13 protein-coding genes and 1 riboswitch are annotated in these 18309 nt (G+C 67.4%); of the genes, 11 read left to right on the top strand and 2 right to left on the bottom strand.

Annotated elements, in window-relative coordinates; all coding sequences use genetic code 11:
* Positions 1–7 precede the first annotated feature (7 nt).
* The 5 genes from D1793_RS08650 (at position 8) to D1793_RS08630 (ending at position 7464) form a co-directional block, all read left to right on the top strand.
* Positions 8–1435, top strand: coding sequence for a polyphosphate:AMP phosphotransferase (locus D1793_RS08650; RefSeq protein ID WP_119021809.1), 1428 nt, complete (start codon positions 8–10; stop codon positions 1433–1435).
* A gap of 54 nt (positions 1436–1489) precedes the next feature.
* The gene (locus D1793_RS08645; protein ID WP_119021808.1) at positions 1490–2623 is read left to right on the top strand and encodes a hypothetical protein; all 1134 of its coding nucleotides are present in this window, start codon (positions 1490–1492) and stop codon (positions 2621–2623) included.
* A gap of 155 nt (positions 2624–2778) precedes the next feature.
* A complete protein-coding gene (gene glyA / locus D1793_RS08640; RefSeq protein ID WP_119021807.1) occupies positions 2779–4044 on the top strand; it encodes a serine hydroxymethyltransferase in 1266 nt (421 codons plus the stop codon).
* 205 nt (positions 4045–4249) lie between these two features.
* Positions 4250–6070: a type I secretion system permease/ATPase gene (locus D1793_RS08635; protein WP_119021806.1), complete on the top strand. Its 1821-nt coding sequence runs from the start codon at positions 4250–4252 to the stop codon at positions 6068–6070.
* Positions 6067–7464: an HlyD family type I secretion periplasmic adaptor subunit gene (locus D1793_RS08630; protein ID WP_119021805.1), complete on the top strand. Its 1398-nt coding sequence runs from the start codon at positions 6067–6069 to the stop codon at positions 7462–7464. The genes D1793_RS08635 and D1793_RS08630 overlap by 4 nt, the downstream gene beginning before the upstream one ends.
* Before the next feature lie 33 nt (positions 7465–7497).
* Here the strand turns inward: D1793_RS08630 and D1793_RS08625 are convergent, their stop codons facing one another.
* Complete coding sequence (locus D1793_RS08625) at positions 7498–11355, bottom strand: Ig-like domain-containing protein (RefSeq protein ID WP_119021804.1); 3858 nt, start codon at positions 11353–11355, stop codon at positions 7498–7500.
* 318 nt (positions 11356–11673) lie between these two features.
* A complete protein-coding gene (locus tag D1793_RS08620) occupies positions 11674–12693 on the bottom strand; it encodes a hypothetical protein (RefSeq protein ID WP_119021803.1) in 1020 nt (339 codons plus the stop codon).
* A 111-nt stretch (positions 12694–12804) separates the two neighbouring features.
* A riboswitch (cyclic di-GMP riboswitch) is annotated at positions 12805–12887 on the bottom strand.
* Between the two features lie 266 nt (positions 12888–13153).
* On the opposite strand from D1793_RS08620, the gene D1793_RS08615 reads away from it, so the two are divergent.
* From D1793_RS08615 to D1793_RS08590, 6 genes are all read left to right on the top strand, one after another.
* The gene (locus D1793_RS08615) at positions 13154–14563 is read left to right on the top strand and encodes an MBL fold metallo-hydrolase (protein WP_119021802.1); all 1410 of its coding nucleotides are present in this window, start codon (positions 13154–13156) and stop codon (positions 14561–14563) included.
* Positions 14564–14694: 131 nt separating this feature from the next.
* Positions 14695–15285, top strand: a complete 591-nt coding sequence (locus D1793_RS08610) for a rhodanese-like domain-containing protein (protein WP_205527644.1) — start codon at positions 14695–14697, stop codon at positions 15283–15285.
* 89 nt (positions 15286–15374) lie between these two features.
* Positions 15375–15839 (top strand): hypothetical protein, encoded by a 465-nt coding sequence (locus D1793_RS08605; protein WP_240407801.1) that lies wholly within the window; start codon positions 15375–15377, stop codon positions 15837–15839.
* Between the two features lie 85 nt (positions 15840–15924).
* The gene (locus D1793_RS08600) at positions 15925–16116 is read left to right on the top strand and encodes a DUF2892 domain-containing protein (protein WP_119023627.1); all 192 of its coding nucleotides are present in this window, start codon (positions 15925–15927) and stop codon (positions 16114–16116) included.
* 200 nt (positions 16117–16316) lie between these two features.
* Complete coding sequence (locus tag D1793_RS08595; RefSeq protein ID WP_119021800.1) at positions 16317–17225, top strand: MBL fold metallo-hydrolase; 909 nt, start codon at positions 16317–16319, stop codon at positions 17223–17225.
* A 186-nt stretch (positions 17226–17411) separates the two neighbouring features.
* On the top strand, positions 17412–18293 hold the full coding sequence (locus tag D1793_RS08590; RefSeq protein WP_119021799.1) for an MBL fold metallo-hydrolase: 882 nt from the start codon (positions 17412–17414) through the stop codon (positions 18291–18293).
* Positions 18294–18309 lie beyond the last annotated feature (16 nt).

Below are 18309 nucleotides of genomic sequence, written 5' to 3'. Positions count from 1 at the left end.
GAAGCGCATGAAGACCGAGACCCTGCGCTACCGGCTGCTGGATGCCCAGCTCGCCCTGGCCCGGGAGAAGCAGCGCTCGGTGATCCTGCTGCTCACCGGGCATGCGGTGACCCACAAGGGCGAGGTGGTCAACCGCCTCAACCACTGGCTGGAGAACCGCCACACCGAGGTGCACGCCCTGGGGCCGAGCAGCGAGGAGCAGTCGCGCCCCTACTGGTGGCGCTACTGGCGGCGGGTGCCCGATCGCGGCCGCATCGGCATCTTCATCCATGGCTGGTACGGCGATGCGCTGTTTGCCCGCGCCGAGCGCCGGCTCTCTCCCGGGGCCTTCCAGGACCGCCTGGCGGAGATCCGCGCCTTCGAGGCGGAGCTCGCCGCCGAGGGGGTGGTGCTGCTCAAGCTGTGGACCGACATCGGCCGCCGCGAGCAGCGCCGCCACCTGGCCGACCTGCAGCAGGACCCGGCCCGGGCCTGGCAGGTCGGCGTGAGCGAGTGGCAGCGCCACGCCCAGCATGCCGCGATCGAGGCGATCGGGCGGTCGCTGCGCGATGACACCGAGGCGCCCCATGCCCCCTGGCAACGGCTGCCCTTCCATGACCCGGGGGAGCAGCTTCCCCGAGTCGGCCGTGCCCTGCTGGCGGCCCTGGAAGCCCCCCCTGAACCGCCGGCGGCGACCCTCGCCAGGCGGCCGGACGAGGCGCCCGGCACCCCCTCACTACGGCGTGCCGACACCGCAGTGGAGGGGCCCATCGACAAGGCCGCCTACCGCGAGCGCCTGGCCCACGGGCAGGCCCGCCTGGCCGCCAATGCCCGGGAGCTCGCCCGGCGACGCATCCCGGTGGTGATCGCCTTCGAGGGCCACGACGCAGCGGGGAAGGGCGGCAGCATCCACCGGCTCACCGCGGCGCTGGATGCCCGCCAGTACCGGGTCCATCGCATCGGTGCGCCCAGCGACGAGGAGCTGGCGCTGCCTTGGGGCTGGCGCTTCTGGCGCCGCCTGCCCGCCGACGGGCGCATCGCCATCTTCGATCGCAGCTGGTACGGGCGGGTGCTGGTGGAGCGGGTCGAGGGGCTGGCCAGCGAGGCCGAATGGCGGCGCGGCTATGGTGAGATCCACCACTTCGAGCAGCAGCTGCTGGCCCATGGCGGGGTGCTGATCAAGCTGTTCCTCGCCATCGACAAGGACGAGCAGCTCAGGCGCTTCGAGGCCCGTGCCGCCACCCCCCACAAGCGCCACAAGCTGACCGACGAGGACTGGCGCAATCGCGAGCGCTGGGACGACTACCAGGCCGCCATCGACGAGATGTTCGCCCGTACCCACCGCCCTGGCGCCGAGTGGTCGCTGGTCGCCTGCGACGACAAGCGTCGCGCCCGGCTGGCGGTGCTGGAGCAGGTCAACGAGCGGCTCGAGGCGCGCCTCGCCTCGGCGGTCTGAGCTAGGCTCACTGGCAGTGCCTTCCTTTCCCACCGATCACACAGGAGGTGATCCATGTCTCGTTACATCCGCACAGCAGTGCTCTCCGCCCTTCCCCTGAGTGCAGCTCTGGCCCTGGCGCCGCCGGCCCTGGCCGATACAGACCGCCTCGAGGCCGACCTGCAGGCCTTCTTCGCCGGCGAGGGCACCCTCGAGATCGGCGATATTTCCTCGGCGCTGCTGCGCAGCCGGGTGACCGCCGAGGACCTGCGTTTCGAGAGCCACGACGGCGAGCGGCTCACCATCGACCGCTACGTGGTCCGCGGGGACTACGACCGCCCCGACGAGGTCACCCTGGAAGGCATTCGCCTGGAGGCGTTCCTGGAGGAGCCGGGGGTGATGGGCATCGAGCGGGTGGTGCTGAGCGACCCCGGCCGCGCCGTGCCGCCCCGGGACGAGGAGGCCCTGGCCGAGCAGTGGCTGGGGGGGCTCCTGCTCTCCGGGCTGAGCCTCGAGCTCGCGGAGGGGCCGGTGGCTACCCTGGCCAGCCTGCGCCTGGATGGCGACCTCGAGGACGGCAGCGGCGGCCTGTGGGTCGAGGCCCTGGAGCTCGACCTGGCGCGGATGATCGACCAGGCCCCGGCCGACGAGCGCACCCGGCTGCGCATGATCAGCAACGTACTCACCGACGGCAGCGGGCGGCTGCGCCTGGACGCCGCCTTCGACGCCGAGTGGGAGGAGCGCGACGGCCACACCCGCCTGGCCAGCGAAGGGCACATCGACCTGAAGGATGCCCTGCGCCTGGCCCATGCCGTGACGCTGCCGGTGCTGCTGCCCGAGGGCGTGAGCGCGGCGCAGCTCTTCACCGATGAGCGCCTGCTGGAGGCGGCGACCCTGCTCGGCGGCGAGCTCTCCCTGACCCTGGGCGACCACGGGCTCTTCCCGCGCCTGGTGACCCTGGGGGCCGCCATGGGGGGCGTCACCGAGCGCCAGTACCTGGAACAGGCGCGCACCCAGGCCCAGGGCTTCGGCATGATGTTCGGCCCCCAGGTGCAGGAGCTGCTTTCCGGCCTGGTGGCACTGATGGAGGGCAGCGCCGAGACCCTCGAGCTCACCGTGACCCTGCCGGCCGAGAGCCGGCTGGAGAGCCTGGCCGACGATCCCCTGGCGCTGCCCGACCGGCTCGACCTGCGGATCGAGACCCGCTGAGCCCGGCTCCGTCGCCCGGCAGTGCCCATGCCGCCGGGCGGGGGCGGGATGAATTCCCTGCAACCCCGGATGATGGTGTTTCATATGAAAGCGCTCCGGGGCTGGGGTATCATATTGGCCTCAGATTTCCCCCTTTGATGCGAGGTCCCCCGCCCATGTTCAGCCGCGACATGACGATTGCCGGTTTCGATGACGTGCTGTTCGACGCGATGCAGAAGGAAGTCGCGCGCCAGGAAGCGCACATCGAGCTGATCGCCTCCGAGAACTACGCAAGCCCAAGGGTGATGGAAGCCCAGGGCAGCCAGCTCACCAACAAGTACGCGGAAGGCTACCCCGGCAAGCGCTACTACGGCGGGTGCGAGTACGTCGACATCGTCGAGCAGCTGGCCATCGACTATGCCAAGCAGCTGTTCGGCGCCACCTACGCCAACGTCCAGCCTCACTCCGGCTCCCAGGCCAACGGCGCCGTCTTCCAGGCGCTGGTCAAGCCGGGCGACACCGTGCTGGGCATGAGCCTCGACGCCGGCGGCCACCTGACCCACGGCGCCAAGCCCAACTTCTCCGGCAAGCACTACAACGCCGTGCAGTACGGGATCGACGAGAGCGGCCGCATCGACTACGCGGAAGTGGCCCGGCTTGCCCGCGAGCACCAGCCGAAGATGATCATCGCCGGCTTCTCCGCCTACTCCCAGATCATCGACTGGGCGAAGTTCCGCGAGATCGCGGACGAGGTGGGCGCCTACCTGCTGGTGGACATGGCCCACGTGGCCGGCCTGGTCGCCGCCGGCGTCTACCCGACCCCGCTGCCGCACGCCCACGTGGTCACCACCACCACCCACAAGACCCTGCGCGGCCCGCGTGGCGGCCTGATCCTCTCCGCCGAAGGCAACGAGGAGATCGAGAAGAAGCTGCAGTCCGCGGTCTTCCCGGGCGGTCAGGGCGGCCCCCTGGAGCACGTCATCGCCGCCAAGGCGATCTGCTTCAAGGAGGCGATGGACCCCGCGTTCAAGACCTACCAGCAGCAGGTGGTGAAGAACGCCCAGGCCATGGCCGGCGTCTTCATCGAGCGCGGCTTCGACATCGTTTCCGGCGGCACCGAGGATCACCTCTTCCTGCTCTCGCTCATCAAGCAGGGCCTGACCGGCAAGGACGCGGACGCCGCCCTGGGCCGCGCCCACATCACCGTCAACAAGAACGCCGTGCCGGGCGACCCCCAGAGCCCCTTCGTCACCTCCGGCCTGCGCATCGGCACCCCGGCGGTGACCACCCGTGGCTTCGGCGAGGGCGAGTGTCGGGATCTGGCCGGTTGGATCTGCGACATCCTCGACGTGATGGCAAAGGGCGAGGACTCCGCCGCCATCGAGGCCGAGGTGAAGGGCAAGGTCGAGGCCGTCTGCGCCAACTTCCCCGTCTACCGCTGAACCGGCCCTCCGCCGAGCCGCCCGGTCGCTGACCGACCGGCGGCTTGAGTCGGCCCCGACCGCGCCCCGCACCGTTCACCCGGTGCGGGGCGCGGTCGTTTCACCGCACGCACGGCTGTCGCTTTGGCGCCCGCTCTGTTATTTTTCGTAAACAAGCCCCGGGCCACGCACCCGCGGGCAGGTGCGACGGTGGGGGACGGGCAGCATGGCAGAACAGCAGGGCGCGACGGCGCTGCAGCAGGCCTTGAAGGCGTGCCGCGGCTCCTTCCTGTCGGTGGGCTTCTTCAGCCTGTTCGTGAACCTGCTGATGCTGGTGCCGGCCATCTATATGCTGCAGGTCTACGACCGGGTGCTCGCCACCCAGAGCGGCGAGACCCTGCTGATGCTGACCCTGGTGGTGGTCTTCCTGTTCGCGGTGATGGGGCTGCTGGAGCTGGTGCGCTCGCGCATGCTGGTGCGGGTCGGCAATCGCCTCGACACCCTGCTCAGCGCCTCTCTCTATCGCGCCATGTTCCGCCGCAGCCTGATGACCGAGGGGCGCCAGTCGGCCCAGCCGCTGAGCGATCTCGGCACCCTGCGCCAGTTCTTCGCCGGCAGCGGCCTGGTGGCCTTCTTCGATGCGCCCTGGGTGCCCATCTACCTGGCGGTGCTCTTCCTGCTGCACCCCTGGCTCGGCCTCTTCGCCACCGGGGCGGCGATCGTGCTGATGGTGCTGGCGGTGGCCAACGAGAAGCTGACCCAGCCGCTGCAGGCCGCCGCCAACGCCGAGCACATCAAGGCTCAGGAGCTGGCCGGGGCGAACCTGCGCAACGCCGAGGTGCTTCACGCCATGGGCATGCTGCCCGGCATCATGGGGCGCTGGGCGCGCCGTCACCACGACTATCTCGCCGGGCAGTCACGTGCCGCCGACCGCTCCGACAGCCTGAGCAACACCTCCAAGACCCTGCGCCTGCTGGCCCAGTCCCTGATCCTCGGCCTGGGGGCCTGGCTGGTGCTGCGCGGCGAGCTGACCCCGGGGATGATGATCGCCGGCTCCATCATCATGGGCCGTGCCCTGGCGCCCATCGACCGCATGATCGGCACCTGGAAGGGCTTCGTGGCCGCCCGCGGCGCCCATGGCCGCCTCCAGGAGCTGCTGGTGCGCACCCCCGGCGAGCCCGCGCGCATGGCGCTGCCGGCGCCCAGGGGCGAGGTGGTGCTGGAGGGCGTGGCCGCGGCCCCGCCCGGGCTGCGCACGCCGACCCTGCGCGGGGTGCAGTTCGCGGTACCGGCGGGCGTCCATGTCGGCATCATCGGCCCCAGCGCGGCGGGCAAGTCGACCCTGGCCCGGGTGCTGCTCGGCGTCTGGCCGACCCTGGCCGGCACCGTGCGCCTGGACGGCGCCGATATCGAGCACTGGAACCGCGAGGCGCTGGGCCCCCATGTCGGCTACCTGCCCCAGGACATCGAGCTCTTCGACGGCACCCTGGCCGAGAACATCGCCCGCTTCGGCGAGGTGGACCCGGAGCAGGTGGTGGCGGCGGCCCGCAAGGCCGGCGTCCACGAGATGATCCTGGCGCTGCCGCAGGGCTATGACACCGTGATCTCGGCCGGCGGCGGCGCGCTCTCCGGCGGCCAGCGCCAGCGCATCGCCCTGGCCCGGGCGCTCTACGGCAATCCGGTGCTGGTGGTGCTCGACGAGCCCAACGCCAGCCTCGATGACGCCGGCGAGCGGGCCCTGGCCGAGGCGATCCAGCGCCTCAAGGCCGAGGGCGTCACCTTGTTCGTGATCAGCCACCGCGTCAGCCTGCTGCGCGGCATGGACCGCCTGCTGGTGCTGCGGGAAGGACAGATCCATCTCTATGGCCCCACCGACCAGGTGATGGAGCGCATGCAGGGCAAGCCGGCGCCGGCGCGCGTCGCTCGTGCCGGCCGGGCAGCGGTGGTCGGCGCGCCCGCTGGCCGAGTTGGTAACGAAAGGGGCGGTAACGAAAGAAGCGGTAACGAAAGGGGCGGCATCGATTCGCCCGGGGAAGAGGCCTCATGAGCGACCAGGACAAGCGCAGCGTCCCTGCCGAACACCGCGGCGGCGTGCCGGGACGCGCCGAGATCGATGTCACCCCCACCACCCTGGAGGGCGAGTTCAGCGAGAAGGTGCCGGTCAGCGATCGCGGCTATCGCCGCCTGGGCATGCTGATCCTCGGCCTGGGGCTGGGGGGCTTCCTGCTCTGGGCCACCACCGCCTCCCTGGCGGTGGCGGTGGTGGCCCCGGGGCATGTGGCGGTGGAATCCTTCCGGCGCACCGTCCAGCACCTGGAGGGCGGCATCGTGCGCGAGATCCTGGTGGCCGACGGCGACCGGGTCGAGGCCGGCCAGCCGCTGGTGGTGATCGATGACATCCAGGCCCGAGCCGAGCTGCAGATCGTGCGCACCCAGTATCTGGTCGGCCGTGCCACCGAACTGCGCCTGCTGGCGGAGCAGCGCGGCGCCGAGGTGCTGGAGCTGCCCGATGAGCTGACCGGCAGCGACCTGCCGCGGGTGCAGGAGGTGCTGGCGGTGCAGCAGGCGCTGTTCGCCGCCCGTGGCCAGTCCCATCGCGCCACCCTGGAGGCGCTGGATGAGCAGGCCGAGCAGCTGCGTCGCCAGATCGCGGGGCTGGAGGAGGTGATCCGCATCAACGAGCGTCATGCGGCATCGCTGCGCGAGGAGGAGCGCGACCTGCGCGGCCTCTTCGAGAAGGGCATGGTCAACAACCAGCGCCTGCGCGAGGTGGAGCGCGATCGGCTGGAGCTCGAGGGTGAGATCGCCAGCCGCCGGGCCGAGATCTCCCGGCTCGCCTCACAGGTGAGCGAGAACCGCATGCAGCGCGAGATCCGCGATCAGGAGTTCCACAAGGAGGTGGGCGAGCAGCTGCGCGAGGCCCAGGCGCGGGTGACCGAGGCCGAGGAGCGCGTCACCACCCTCGCGGACCAGGTCGGCCGCAGCACCGTGACCGCGCCGGTGGCCGGTACCGTGGTGGAGCGCCGCGTGCACTCCATCGGCGACGTGGTGCGCTCTGGTGACCCGCTGCTCGACATCGTGCCGGGCAACGACCGCTTCGTGGTGGAGGCCCGGGTGCCGGACCGCGACGTCAACCAGCTCTACCCCGGCCAGCCGGCGGAGATCCGCTTCTCCGCCTTCAACCAGCGGCTGACCAACGTGATTCCCGCCGAGGTGATCTTTGTCAGTGCCGACAGCCAGGTGGACGAGGCCACCGGCGCGCGCTTCTACCGGGTGCGCCTGCGGGTCACCGAGGCGGGCCTCGAGAAGATGACCGAGCAGATGCAGCTGCTCGCCGGCATGCCCGCCGAGGTGATGATCCGCACCGGCGAGCGCACCTTTGCCAGCTACATCTCCAAGCCCATCACCGACATGCTGGCCCGGGCCATTCGCGAGGAGTGACCCGGCGGCTGTGGGGCCTGCCGGTGACCACCCTCAGGCAATCAGCCAGTCATCGGAAAGCTGGAAGTCGTTGTACCAGATCTCGCGTGCCTCCTGATTCCGTGCGAAGACGAAGAACATGCCGTCGGTCGCCTCTCCCACCGCATGGGTCGGCATCTGCGGGTCGCTCATGTTCTCGCCGTCTCGGGTGCTGGTGATGAACAGGGTGCCCGGGTCGCTGGGGTCGAAGGCGAAGACACCGGTGCTCGAGGCCTTGAAATAGATGTCGCCGTAGGGCTGGTTGGTGTTCTCCTGATAGAAGATGAAGAGCGTCTGGTTGTCCTCGTCATAGGCCAGGGTGGGGCGGCTCGCGCTGTGGGTTGCGGAATGCACCAGCACGGGTGCCTCCCACTCGCCCGGCATGCCCTTGATCGCCCAGAGGGCGTCCCTGTCGTCCTTCATGGTCATCAGGATATTGCTGCCGTCCCAGAGCACGGCGAGGTGGTTGTCCAGCACCACTGCGTCGGTGACGGTCTCGATGGTCCAGCCGCTGCCGTAGCCGGCGGGCGACGAGGGCGTCGGCTGGTAGGCGAACTTCCACAGCCCCGTGGCGTCGTCGCCATAGACGAGCCCGACATGCTCGATGCCGCCCAGCTGGAAGGCCACGAAGTCGACCTTGTTGTCGCCGTTGCTCCCCGCAGTGGTCGAGGGGCCGGGGTCGAGGGTGACGGTGCGCCAGCTCTCGAGGCTGTCGGAGGTGGGGTAGGCCAGCTTCAGGCCTTTCTCTCCCCCGGCGGCGGAGGGGCCGATCATGGCCACGACCGGGCTGCCGTTCTGGTCCAGGCCCAGCGCCATCTCGGTATTGCGCTGCCACTCGGCACCGGTCAGTTTGCCGCCGGAGCCCGCCAGCTGAATGTTGTTCAGGATCTCGAAGGTGCCGGTCTGGGCGTTGTAGCCGAGCTGGTAGAGGCGCGGGCCCGTCTCAGTAGGGCCGAAGTTGAGCACGTAGAGGGTATCGGTGGCATCGTCCCAGGCGATGTCGGCACGGCGTCCGCTGGTCAGCATGGTCGGGCTCGACTTGACCCAGCCCCCCATGGTGCCGGGGTCAGGCAGCGAGCCATCGAAGCGATAGACGTGCCAGCCCGTCTGCTCCGGCAGCACGGCCCACCATTGGCCATTGTGGAAGAAGCTCTTGGTGGCGTTGGTGTGCTCGAAGTTGCGCCGGTCACTGGTGCCGAAGGAGGTTGCGATATAGGAGGTCTCCAGCGGCAGCGGCGGCGGACCCTCGCCCTCGCTGACGATCACCAGCACCATGGCCGGGTCGCTCAGCAGCTGGCCGTCGTAGGCGCGGTAGGTGAAGCTGTCGGTGCCGATGAAGCCGACATCGGGGGTGTAGGTGATGGTGCCGTCGGCGTTGATCGAGACGCTGCCGTTGCCTGGCAGGGTGACGGCGCCCACCGTCAGCGGGTCGCCGTCCGGGTCGCTGTCGTTCTCCAGCACCGCGATCTGCACGGCCAGTCCCTGGGTAGTCGAGGCGGTGTCGTCGCTGGCCAGTGGTGCCCGGTTGATGGGGCCGCCATCCGCGGTGGTGTACTCGACGATCAGGGTCGGCGGAGTGGAGCCCTCCGCCGAATGGAATTTCCAGCCGTCGGGGCCGAGGGGCAACAATGCCCAGCCGTGGTTGGCCTGGCCGTCTGCCCAGGCCTGCAGGCTGGTGGTGACGTCGAGCCGGGTGGTGCCGGCCGGAATGAAGCCTGTGTTCAGGTCGCTCTGGATCATCGCCTCGATGCCATCGGCCTGGATGCCGTTCTCCAGGCTGTTCCAGGTCGCGCTGTCGCTCCAGGGCAGGAGCATGCGATGCAGGGTGGCGCCGTCTCCCTTGCTGGTGGTCTGGACCACCAGGGTGGCGGAGAGGATGGTGGCGCCCAGCGGAATCTTTCCGGTACTGCTGCCGAAGAGGTCATCGAAGCGCAGCAGGGCCTGCACCTCACCGCTCTTGTCGACGCTGTCCACCACCAGCGTGGTCGAGGAGGCGCGACTGGTAGTCGGCTGCGACTGGTGCAGATAGGTATCCACCACCCCGAAATAGCCGCCGCTGCCGTGCTGGAACTGCAGAGTCGTGCTGCCGGGTGGCGGCTCCTCCACCTGCTCGACGGTGACAACGACCGTGGCAGGGTCGCTGAGCAGTTGGCCGTCAGAGGCCCGGTAGGTGAAGCTGTCGGTGCCGAAGAAGCCCGCATCGGGCGTGTAGGTGATCGTGCCGTCGGCGTTGACGGTGACGCTGCCGTTGCTCGGCTGGGTGAGCTCGCCCACCATCAGCGGGTCGCCATCCGGGTCGCTGTCGTTCTCCAGCACCGCGATCTGTACGGCCAGCCCCTGGGTGGTCTTGGCGGTGTCGTCGTTGGCGACCGGCGGGTTGTTGACGGGCTCCGCCTGCTCGACGGTGACAGTGACCGTGGCGGGGTCGCTGAGCAGTTGGCCGTCCGAGGCCCGGTAGGTGAAGCTGTCGGTGCCGAAGAAGCCCGCTTCGGGCGTGTAGGTGATCGTGCCGTCGGGGTTGATCGAGGCGCTGCCGTTGCTCGGCTGGGTGACCTCGCCCACCGTCAGCGGGTCGCCGTCCGGGTCGCTGTCGTTCTCCAGCACCGAGATCTGTACGGAGGTTCCCTCCAGGGTCGAGGCGGTGTCGTCCTGAGCGACCGGCGAGTTGTTGACCGGTGCCACCGGGGTATAGCGGTACTCGACGATCAGCCTCGGTGGGGACGTCCCCTCCGCCGAGTCGAAGCTCCAGCCGTCCGGCCCGAGAGGCAGGAAGGCCCACCCGAGGTTATTCTCGCCATCGGCCCAGGCCTGCAGGCTGGTGGTGACGTCGAGCCTGGTGGTGCCGGCCGGAATGAAGCCTGTATTCAGGTCGCTCTGGATCATCGCCTCGATGCCATCGGCCTGGATGCCGTTCTGCAGGCTGTCCCAGGTGTCGCCGTCGCTCCAGGGGCGTAGCATGCGATGCAGGGTGGCGCCGTCCCCCGAGGTGGTGGTCCGAAGTTCCAGGGTGGCGGAGAGGATGGTGGCGCCCAGCGGGATCTGCCCGGCGGCGTCACCGAAGATGTTCTCGAAGCGGACGAGGGCCTGCATCTCCCCCCGGCGCTCCTCGCTGTCCACGGTCAGCGTCTTCTGGCTGCTCCGGTTGGCGCGGGGCTGTCCCTCATAGAGGAAGGTATCCACCACCCCCGCATAGCCGTTCTGGCCCTGCTGGAACTGGCTCGTCGCAGTGATCGGCTCCGCCTCGGCGGTGGTGCTGGAGCTCATGGCCAGGAATACCGATGAGTCTTCTGTGTCTTCCTCCAGGGCCTGGAAGGTGAAGAGCTCGCCATCGTCGAGCAGCGTCGGATCCTGCGGCTGTTCCGGAGAGGCCGCTGTCGCTTCCACCTTTGTTTCTGGCTCTGTCGTCGAGCCGTCGGCCGTCTCTTCCTCCTGCAGTGCCGTCTCTGTCACCTCATCATCAGCGCTCTCCTCGGTGAGAACGCCTGCGGTGTCGTCCGGGCCTGCTTGTTGTGGGCCTTCGTCAGGCTGGCTACCTTCGTCGCTGACGAGAGTGTCCTCCGTCGGCATGGCCGATGTCTCGATGGCGGGCTCGTTGACCGTGGTGTCGGCCGTGACAGCGGGGGGCTCCTCATTCCCCTCGCTTCCCGCGAGGGTGTCGGTCTCCTCTGCCGGAAGCGCGTCGTCGGCATCGGCCGGCGGCGCTATCGCACCGGCCTCCGACTCCTCGGCGTCGTCGAGGTCAGGCGGCGCCTGGGACAGGCCACGCCTCTCCTCGCTGTCGACCGCCCGCCCGCGGGGCAGCGACCGGCTCGATTCGAAGCGGGTCTCCAGCAGGTCGGTATCGAGATCGTCCGACTCGGGTGAGGTGGACATGGCAGCCCCCTTGGCGATGCCGTTGGCTTGTTTCTTTAACTGCAGCAGGCTGACCGGGGCGTTTCCCCGTGTGGCTTTATGTGAGTTTAGGTTTCCGGGGGGCGGCGATAACCCGAAAAATCACGATTCGCCAGCTCAAAATCGCCATACGGGCGCGCTCAGGGAATGCCCTGAGGAGCCGGATGTCCGGTATGGAAAAGTTGCTGCGAGAGGGATGAGGCTGGCCGAAGCATCGTGGCCGGTTGACGCTTCAGGAGGGGGAAACAAGAGAGGGCTGCCATTTGGCAGCCCTGCTCATATCACATCGGAGGCTGATGATCAGGCGATCTCGACGGTTACATGATCCCACAGGTCGCCGGAGTAGTTGCTGTCAGTCCCCAGCGTGGCGGACCAGAGGTACTCGCCTTCGTTGGTGGGGTCCTTGAGGCCGATAAAGTTGTCTTCCTCTACGAAGAAGCCTTCGTCGAAGAGATATTTCTTCAGTGCGCTCTCGTCGAAATCGCCATCAGCTTCGCTGTCCCACCCTTCAGGCGTCCAGTCATCAGGAAGATCGACAATGAAGAGCAGAGAGTCTTTTTCAGCACCGCTCCCACCGCCGGCTGCTTTTACAGTGAAGTCGGTAATGGTGTCGAAGCCGTCATCGCTGCCGAGTGCAACGATAGTCTCCGAGGAGTCTTCCGGCTCGAAGTGCTCGGTATTTAGATCGGAGTAGTACCGCTCCTGGGTCTTCTTGCCGGTCGAGACGTCGATCCCGCTGGAGGCCAGGAAGACGGACTCGATCAGGCTATCCATTGCTTCCTGGTAGGCCTCGAGGCCTTCGCCTAGGGTGACGGCGGGGTAGCTGCCCTCGGCGTTCTGCTTGAAGCTGACGTCGAAGCTGTAATCCCCTGAGGTGTCGAAGTCTTCTCCCAGCAGCGCGGGAATCAACCAGCCCTCGACCACGTACTCCACCCAGGCCTTGTAGTACTGAACGAACTCGTTCTGTGAGAGGGCAGCGTCGAGCTGGTCGGCATTCTCGATCAGGCCTTCTGATGCCAGCCAGACTGCGAAGGGATCAGGTCCGGTATAAACTGTGTCGCCGGGAATGACCTCTTCGGAGAGAGTGAAGTTGAAGACAAAGGTATCGTCTCCATCTCCGCCTGTCAGGGTGTCATTCCCCTCACCGCCGATCAGGGTGTCATCATTTTTTCCGCCGGTGATATTGTCATCCCCATCACTTCCTGTGATCTCAAACTCCGAGCTGTTGGCATTGGGTGAGCCGGTTGTGGGCGGTGAATAGTCATAACCTCCGTCGTCATTTGCGGTTCCGTCTTCAGTGACATCAATTTGTACGGCCATCACTTTACCCTCGCTTGCCTGCTGTTTCCTTGGAGAAACGGGCAGCACCTGTCGGTGCGCGGTTACCCGTTCGCCGCCTTGTCTTTTCTTCTCTTTCTCAAGGCGCCTTCCTCAGGCAACCCGGCTGTCTCGGTACGAGGGCGAGACCCGTGGCTTTCCGTCCCGGCATCGCTGCCGGTTTGGCGTTTGCTGCGTGGCGCTTGGACCGGGTCGTCGCGCCCGCGGGGGTAGGTCAGTGCGGGCGAGGTCGATGCGGTCTCCGTTATCAATTCTTGCCGAAATGTGAACTTTTGCAACAAGAAATTTCAGGGGGCTCATGCTCGAGGGATGAGCCAGGCCATATTGCCCAGGGGAACCGGGGGCGGGGGAGGTCGGGCGCGCGCACCAGTCGTCGATCCAGTATGCTGAAGTCAAGAGACACACAAGCAGGCAACGTCCGCAGGCCAAGGAGCGCAACCCCATGTCGACACTCACTTTCCAGGGCGCGGTGAAGGAAGTCACCGGCTCCCGCTACCTGATCGAGGTGGACGGCAACGGCAGCCCGAAGAAGTTGCTGCTGGAGTGCGGGCTACACCAGGGCGGCAGCGACGCCGACGAGGCCAACGCCAAACCCTTCGGCAAGCTGGCCCACGAGCTGGACGCGGTGGTGCTCTCCCACGGCCACCTGGACCACTCCGGCCTGCTGCCCAAGCTGGTGCGCGAGGGCTTCAACGGCCCCATCCACTGCACCCGGGGCACCCGCGACCTGCTGGAGATCATGCTCCAGGATGCCGCCTTCATCATGGCCAAGGACGTGGAGTGGGAGAACAAGTGGCGCAAGCGCCAGGACAAGCCGCTGGTCGAGCCGCTCTACGAGCTTGAAGACGTGGAGCGCACCCTGGCGCTGTGTGAGTCCCATCCCTACGGCCAGCCGGTGGACCTGCCCGGCGGCGCTCGCCTGGTGTTTCGCGACGCCGGCCATATCCTCGGCTCGGCCATCGTCGAGCTGACGATCCCCTCAGGTGGTCAGGACAAACGGCTGGTCTTCTCCGGCGACCTGGGCAACCCCAGCTCGGTGCTGATGAAGGATCCCGAGAAGCTCTATGAGGCCGACGTGGTGCTGATGGAGAGCACCTACGGCGATCGTGACCACCGCCCCCTGGACGAGACCCTCGAGGAGTTCGCTCGGGTGCTGGAGGAGGCCCACGAGGCGGGCGGCAACGTGCTGATCCCCGCCTTCGCGGTAGGGCGCACCCAGGAGATCCTCTACCACCTGAGCGTGCTCTTCCATGAGGGGCGGCTGCGCCAGCAGATGGTGTTCCTCGACAGCCCCATGGCGATCAAGGTCACCGAGCTCTACCACCGGGCGCGCAAGGCGCTGGATGCCGAGGACCTCAAGGTGCTCAACATCGCCGCCAGCGGCGATACCAGCCAGTACCTGCCGATCCTGCGCATGACCCGCACCGTGGAGGAGTCCATGGCCATCAACCGCATCCATGGCGGGGCCATCATCATCGCCGGGGCCGGCATGTGCACCGGCGGGCGCATCATCCACCACTTCCGCTACAACCTGGAAAAGCCCAATACCCGCCTGGTGATCGTCGGCTTCCAGGCCGCCGGTACCCTGGGCAGGCAGATCGTCGATGGCGCCGAGCGGGTGCGGGTGCTGGGCCAGGAGCTGGCCGTAAAGGCCAAGGTGCACACCATCGGTGGCTTCTCCGCCCACGCCGGCCAGACCGACATGATCGGCTGGGCCGGGGCCTTCCGTAACGCCCCCCGCTTCTATCTGGTGCACGGCGAGCCCGAGACTCAGGAGGCCTTCAAGGTCGCCCTGGCCGAGAGCGGCATCGAGGCGGAGATTCCCGCCTACGGTGACCGCATCGAGCTCTGATGCCATTCGTCGCGGCTTGATCTGAATCAAGCTGCGACGACTTGCCCCATGTCATTCGACGCCCCCTGGTCTATCCTGACGTTAACTTCATATTATGGAATTAACTTAGACTTATTGGTTATGGGGGTTGGATGAAAATTGTGATGAAGCGCCTGCTGGCAGGTTCCGTCATGGCGGCGTCCCTGGCCGCCGGCCCTGTCCTGGCCCAGGAATCCGATGCCTACCGCGAAACCCAGTTGGGGCTCTACGTGACCGCGGCCGAGGCCTGGGAGCTGATGCAGGAGAACGACCGGGCGGTGCTGATCGACGTGCGCGATCCCATCGAGATCAAGTTCACCGGCTTTGCCGAGCCCACCGACATCCACGTGCCCTGGGTGCTGGCCGACCGCGACAGCTTCGACGAGGAGGCGAAGACCTGGCCCATGGTGCGCAACGCCGACTTCGAGGCCCAGGTGAAGGCGCGCCTCGATGCGCTGGGCGTGGCCGAGGACGACCCGATCATCGTCATGTGCCGCTCCGGCGCCACCCGCAGCGCGCCGGGCGCCGATGTGATCACCGAGATGGGCTTCAGCCAGGTCTACTCCGTCAATGATGGCTTCGAAGGCTCCACCCTGAAGGAGGGTGACTCGAAGGGGGTTCGCGCCATGAACGGCTGGCGCAATTCCGGCCTGCCGTGGAGCTACGAGATCGATCCCGAGGTGGCCTGGCGTCCGGCCGACTGAGCGCAATGTTTTCTTCCTCCCCCTTCGTCCGGCTGCGATCGGATGACGGGGGCTGACTGCCTGAACCGACCTACCAGCAAGGTGAACCCATGAGCATCAAGACGACCCTGACCCTGGCCGCCGCGGCCACCGCCATCGCCTTCTCCGGCAGCGCCCTGGCCGACAGCCATGGCGGCGATGACCACGCTGACTACGCCGACAAGGCCCTGTTCATCGTGACCAGCGACTCCCTGCAGACCCAGGGCATGGCGATGATCCTGGCCAATGCCATGCGCGAGCAGGGCACCACCCCGCATATCCTGCTCTGCGATGCCGCCGGCGAGCTCGCCATCGACGGCTACGAGAGCGAGACCGAGCTGGGTCCGCGCGGCATCAAGCCCGAGGGCCTGATGCAGATGATGATGGGCGAGGGGGCCGGCGTGGATGTCTGCGCCATCTACCTGCCCAACAGCGACTACGATGAAGGTAACCTGCGCGATGGCGTGGGCGTGGCGACCCCGGGTGCCATGGCCGAGATGATGCGCGACCCGAAGGTCCCGGTCTTCAGCTTCTGAGCCCATTCGCCCCGATGTCGTTGCCGGCAGCCCCTGGGGGGCCGGCATGCCGCCATCCGGCACTGTAAGGAGAGTCACCATGAACATCAAAAGCAACGTGGGCGGTGCCGACAAGATCGCACGTATCGTCATCGGCGCTCTGCTGATCGGCCTGGCGCTGACCGGCGTCATTGGCGCCTGGGGCTGGATCGGCGTGCTGCCGCTGGCCACCGGCCTGATCAATTTTTGTCCGGCCTACAGCATCTTCGGCATCAATACCTGCAAGCTGAAGAAGTGATCGAGCCCGGCTCGCGCCGGGCCTCCCGCCTGCCTGACGCCCGCGACCCTTCGGTCGTGGGCGTCATGCGTCTGGGAGCAGGGCAGGCTATCGCTGCCATGAGCAGGCTCAATCGTCATATAGAGCAAAATGAGCTAAGCTTATTACATATTTACCGAGCTGCCGCCCGGTCGATCCGGGCGCCACCAGGAGGAATGCTCATGAAGACCTTTGACCTGTCTCGCAGTACCGGCGCCGGAAGCCCCGACGTGGCCGGCTTCTTCGACCCGCGCACCTTCAGCGTCCAGTACGTGGTCAGCGACCCGGCCACCGGCAAGTGCGCCATCATCGACCCGGTCCATGACTTCGACGAGAAGTCCGGTGCCACTGCTACCCACCACGCCGATGAGCTGCTCGCCTACGTGGAGGAGAAGGGGTTCGAGGTGGAGTGGGTGCTGGATACCCACCCCCACGCCGACCACTTCTCGGCGGCCCGGTACCTCAAGGAGAAGACCGGTGCGCCCACCGCCATCGGCGAGAAGGTGGTCGAGGTCCAGAAGCTGTGGAAGAAGATCTACCACTGGCCGGACCTTCGGGCCGACGGCTCCCAGTGGGACCGCCTCTTCGCCGACGGCGACACCTTCCGCATCGGCGAGCTGGAGGCGCGGGTGATGTTCTCGCCGGGTCATACCCTGGCCTCCATCACCTACGTGGTGGGCGACGCCGCCTTTATTCACGACACCATCTTCCAGCCGGACTTCGGTACCGCTCGGGCGGACTTCCCCGGCGGGGACGCCCATGCGCTCTGGCGCTCCATCCAGGCGATCCTGGCTCTGCCCGACGAGACCCGGCTGTTCACCGGTCACGACTACATGCCGGGGGGGCGCGAGCCGGAGTGGGAGAGCAGCGTGGCGGAGCAGCGCAGCCGCAACCCGCACCTGGCCGGCATCGTCGAGGGCGACTTCGTGGCCCTGCGCGATGAGCGCGACAGCGAGCTGCCGATGCCGAAGCTGATCCTGCACTCCCTGCAGGTCAATACCCGGGGCGGTCGCCTGCCGGAGCCGGAGGCCAACGGCAAGCGCTACCTCAAGATTCCGCTGGATGCCCTGGAGGGCGCCGCCTGGGAGTGAGCGATGCGCGCCGGCAGGGATGCCCCGGCGGTCGCCCAGGGAGGGGCGTGCACCGGGCCGGCAACGACTTGCCGATGGGGAAGCGCGCCGCCTCGATTTAGATTGAAATAGTATATATTTAGAACTTGTTTTTCGGCTATGCTGTCAGCATATCGTGAGGCAGCGACGCCAACGGAGGTAAGTCCCATGTCACAGACGAATGCGCCCCGACCCATCGTGACCCACTTCTTCGACGAGCCCACCAACACCTTCAGCTATGTGGTGCAGGATCCCTCGAGCCGTGCCTGTGCGATCCTCGATTCGGTGCTCGACTTCGACTACGCCGCTGGGCGCACCGATACCCGTTCCGCCGACGAGATCATCGCCTTCGTGCGCGAGCACGGGCTCGAGGTGGAGTGGATCCTCGAGACCCATGTCCACGCCGACCACCTCTCCGCGGCGCCCTACCTACACGAGGCGCTGGGTGGCCAGACCGGCATCGGCGCCAAGATCACCGTGGTCCAGGACGTCTTCGGCAAGGCCTTCAACGCCGGCACCGAGTTCGCCCGGGACGGCAGCCAGTTCGACCGCCTTTTCGAGGAGGGCGACACCTTCACCATCGGCAACCTGGAGGGGCGGGTGCTGCACACCCCGGGTCACACCCCGGCCTGCCTGACCTACGTGATCGGTGATGCCGCCTTCGTCGGCGACACCCTCTTCATGCCCGACTACGGCACCGCCCGCTGCGACTTCCCCGGCGGCGATGCCCGCACCCTCTACCGCTCCATCCAGAAGGTGCTGGCCCTGCCCGGCGAGACCCGCATCTTCCTGTGTCACGACTACAAGGCCCCGGATCGCGAGGAGTACCAGCACGAGACCAGCGTGGTGGAGCAGCGTCGTCACAACGTCCACGTGCACGAGGGCATCAGCGAGGAGGAGTTCGTGAAGATGCGCACCGAGCGCGATGCCACCCTCGACATGCCGAAGCTGATCCTGCCCTCGGTGCAGGTCAACATGCGCGCCGGGCACATGCCGCCCGCCGAGGACAACGGCCAGGTCTACCTCAAGGTGCCGATCAACAAGTTCTGAGGCCCATCGATCAGGA

The sequence above is a fragment of the Halomonas sp. JS92-SW72 genome (assembly GCF_003547075.1).
Lineage (GTDB): Bacteria > Pseudomonadota > Gammaproteobacteria > Pseudomonadales > Halomonadaceae > Halomonas > Halomonas alkalicola.
Note: the sequence above shows the minus strand (reverse complement) of the source record. Positions and strands in the feature narration are given on the sequence as shown.

Excerpts from the sequence above, each read along its gene's own strand:
- D1793_RS08650 (WP_119021809.1), top strand. The coding sequence starts at position 8 with ATGAAGACCGAGACCCTGCGCTACCGGCTGCTGGATGCCCAGCTCGCC.
- D1793_RS08645 (WP_119021808.1), top strand. The coding sequence starts at position 1,490 with ATGTCTCGTTACATCCGCACAGCAGTGCTCTCCGCCCTTCCCCTGAGT.
- glyA (WP_119021807.1), top strand. The coding sequence starts at position 2,779 with ATGTTCAGCCGCGACATGACGATTGCCGGTTTCGATGACGTGCTGTTC.
- D1793_RS08635 (WP_119021806.1), top strand. The coding sequence starts at position 4,250 with ATGGCAGAACAGCAGGGCGCGACGGCGCTGCAGCAGGCCTTGAAGGCG.
- D1793_RS08630 (WP_119021805.1), top strand. The coding sequence starts at position 6,067 with ATGAGCGACCAGGACAAGCGCAGCGTCCCTGCCGAACACCGCGGCGGC.
- D1793_RS08625 (WP_119021804.1), bottom strand. The coding sequence starts at position 11,355 with ATGTCCACCTCACCCGAGTCGGACGATCTCGATACCGACCTGCTGGAG.
- D1793_RS08620 (WP_119021803.1), bottom strand. The coding sequence starts at position 12,693 with ATGGCCGTACAAATTGATGTCACTGAAGACGGAACCGCAAATGACGAC.
- D1793_RS08615 (WP_119021802.1), top strand. The coding sequence starts at position 13,154 with ATGTCGACACTCACTTTCCAGGGCGCGGTGAAGGAAGTCACCGGCTCC.
- D1793_RS08610 (WP_205527644.1), top strand. The coding sequence starts at position 14,695 with ATGAAAATTGTGATGAAGCGCCTGCTGGCAGGTTCCGTCATGGCGGCG.
- D1793_RS08605 (WP_240407801.1), top strand. The coding sequence starts at position 15,375 with ATGAGCATCAAGACGACCCTGACCCTGGCCGCCGCGGCCACCGCCATC.
- D1793_RS08595 (WP_119021800.1), top strand. The coding sequence starts at position 16,317 with ATGAAGACCTTTGACCTGTCTCGCAGTACCGGCGCCGGAAGCCCCGAC.
- D1793_RS08590 (WP_119021799.1), top strand. The coding sequence starts at position 17,412 with ATGTCACAGACGAATGCGCCCCGACCCATCGTGACCCACTTCTTCGAC.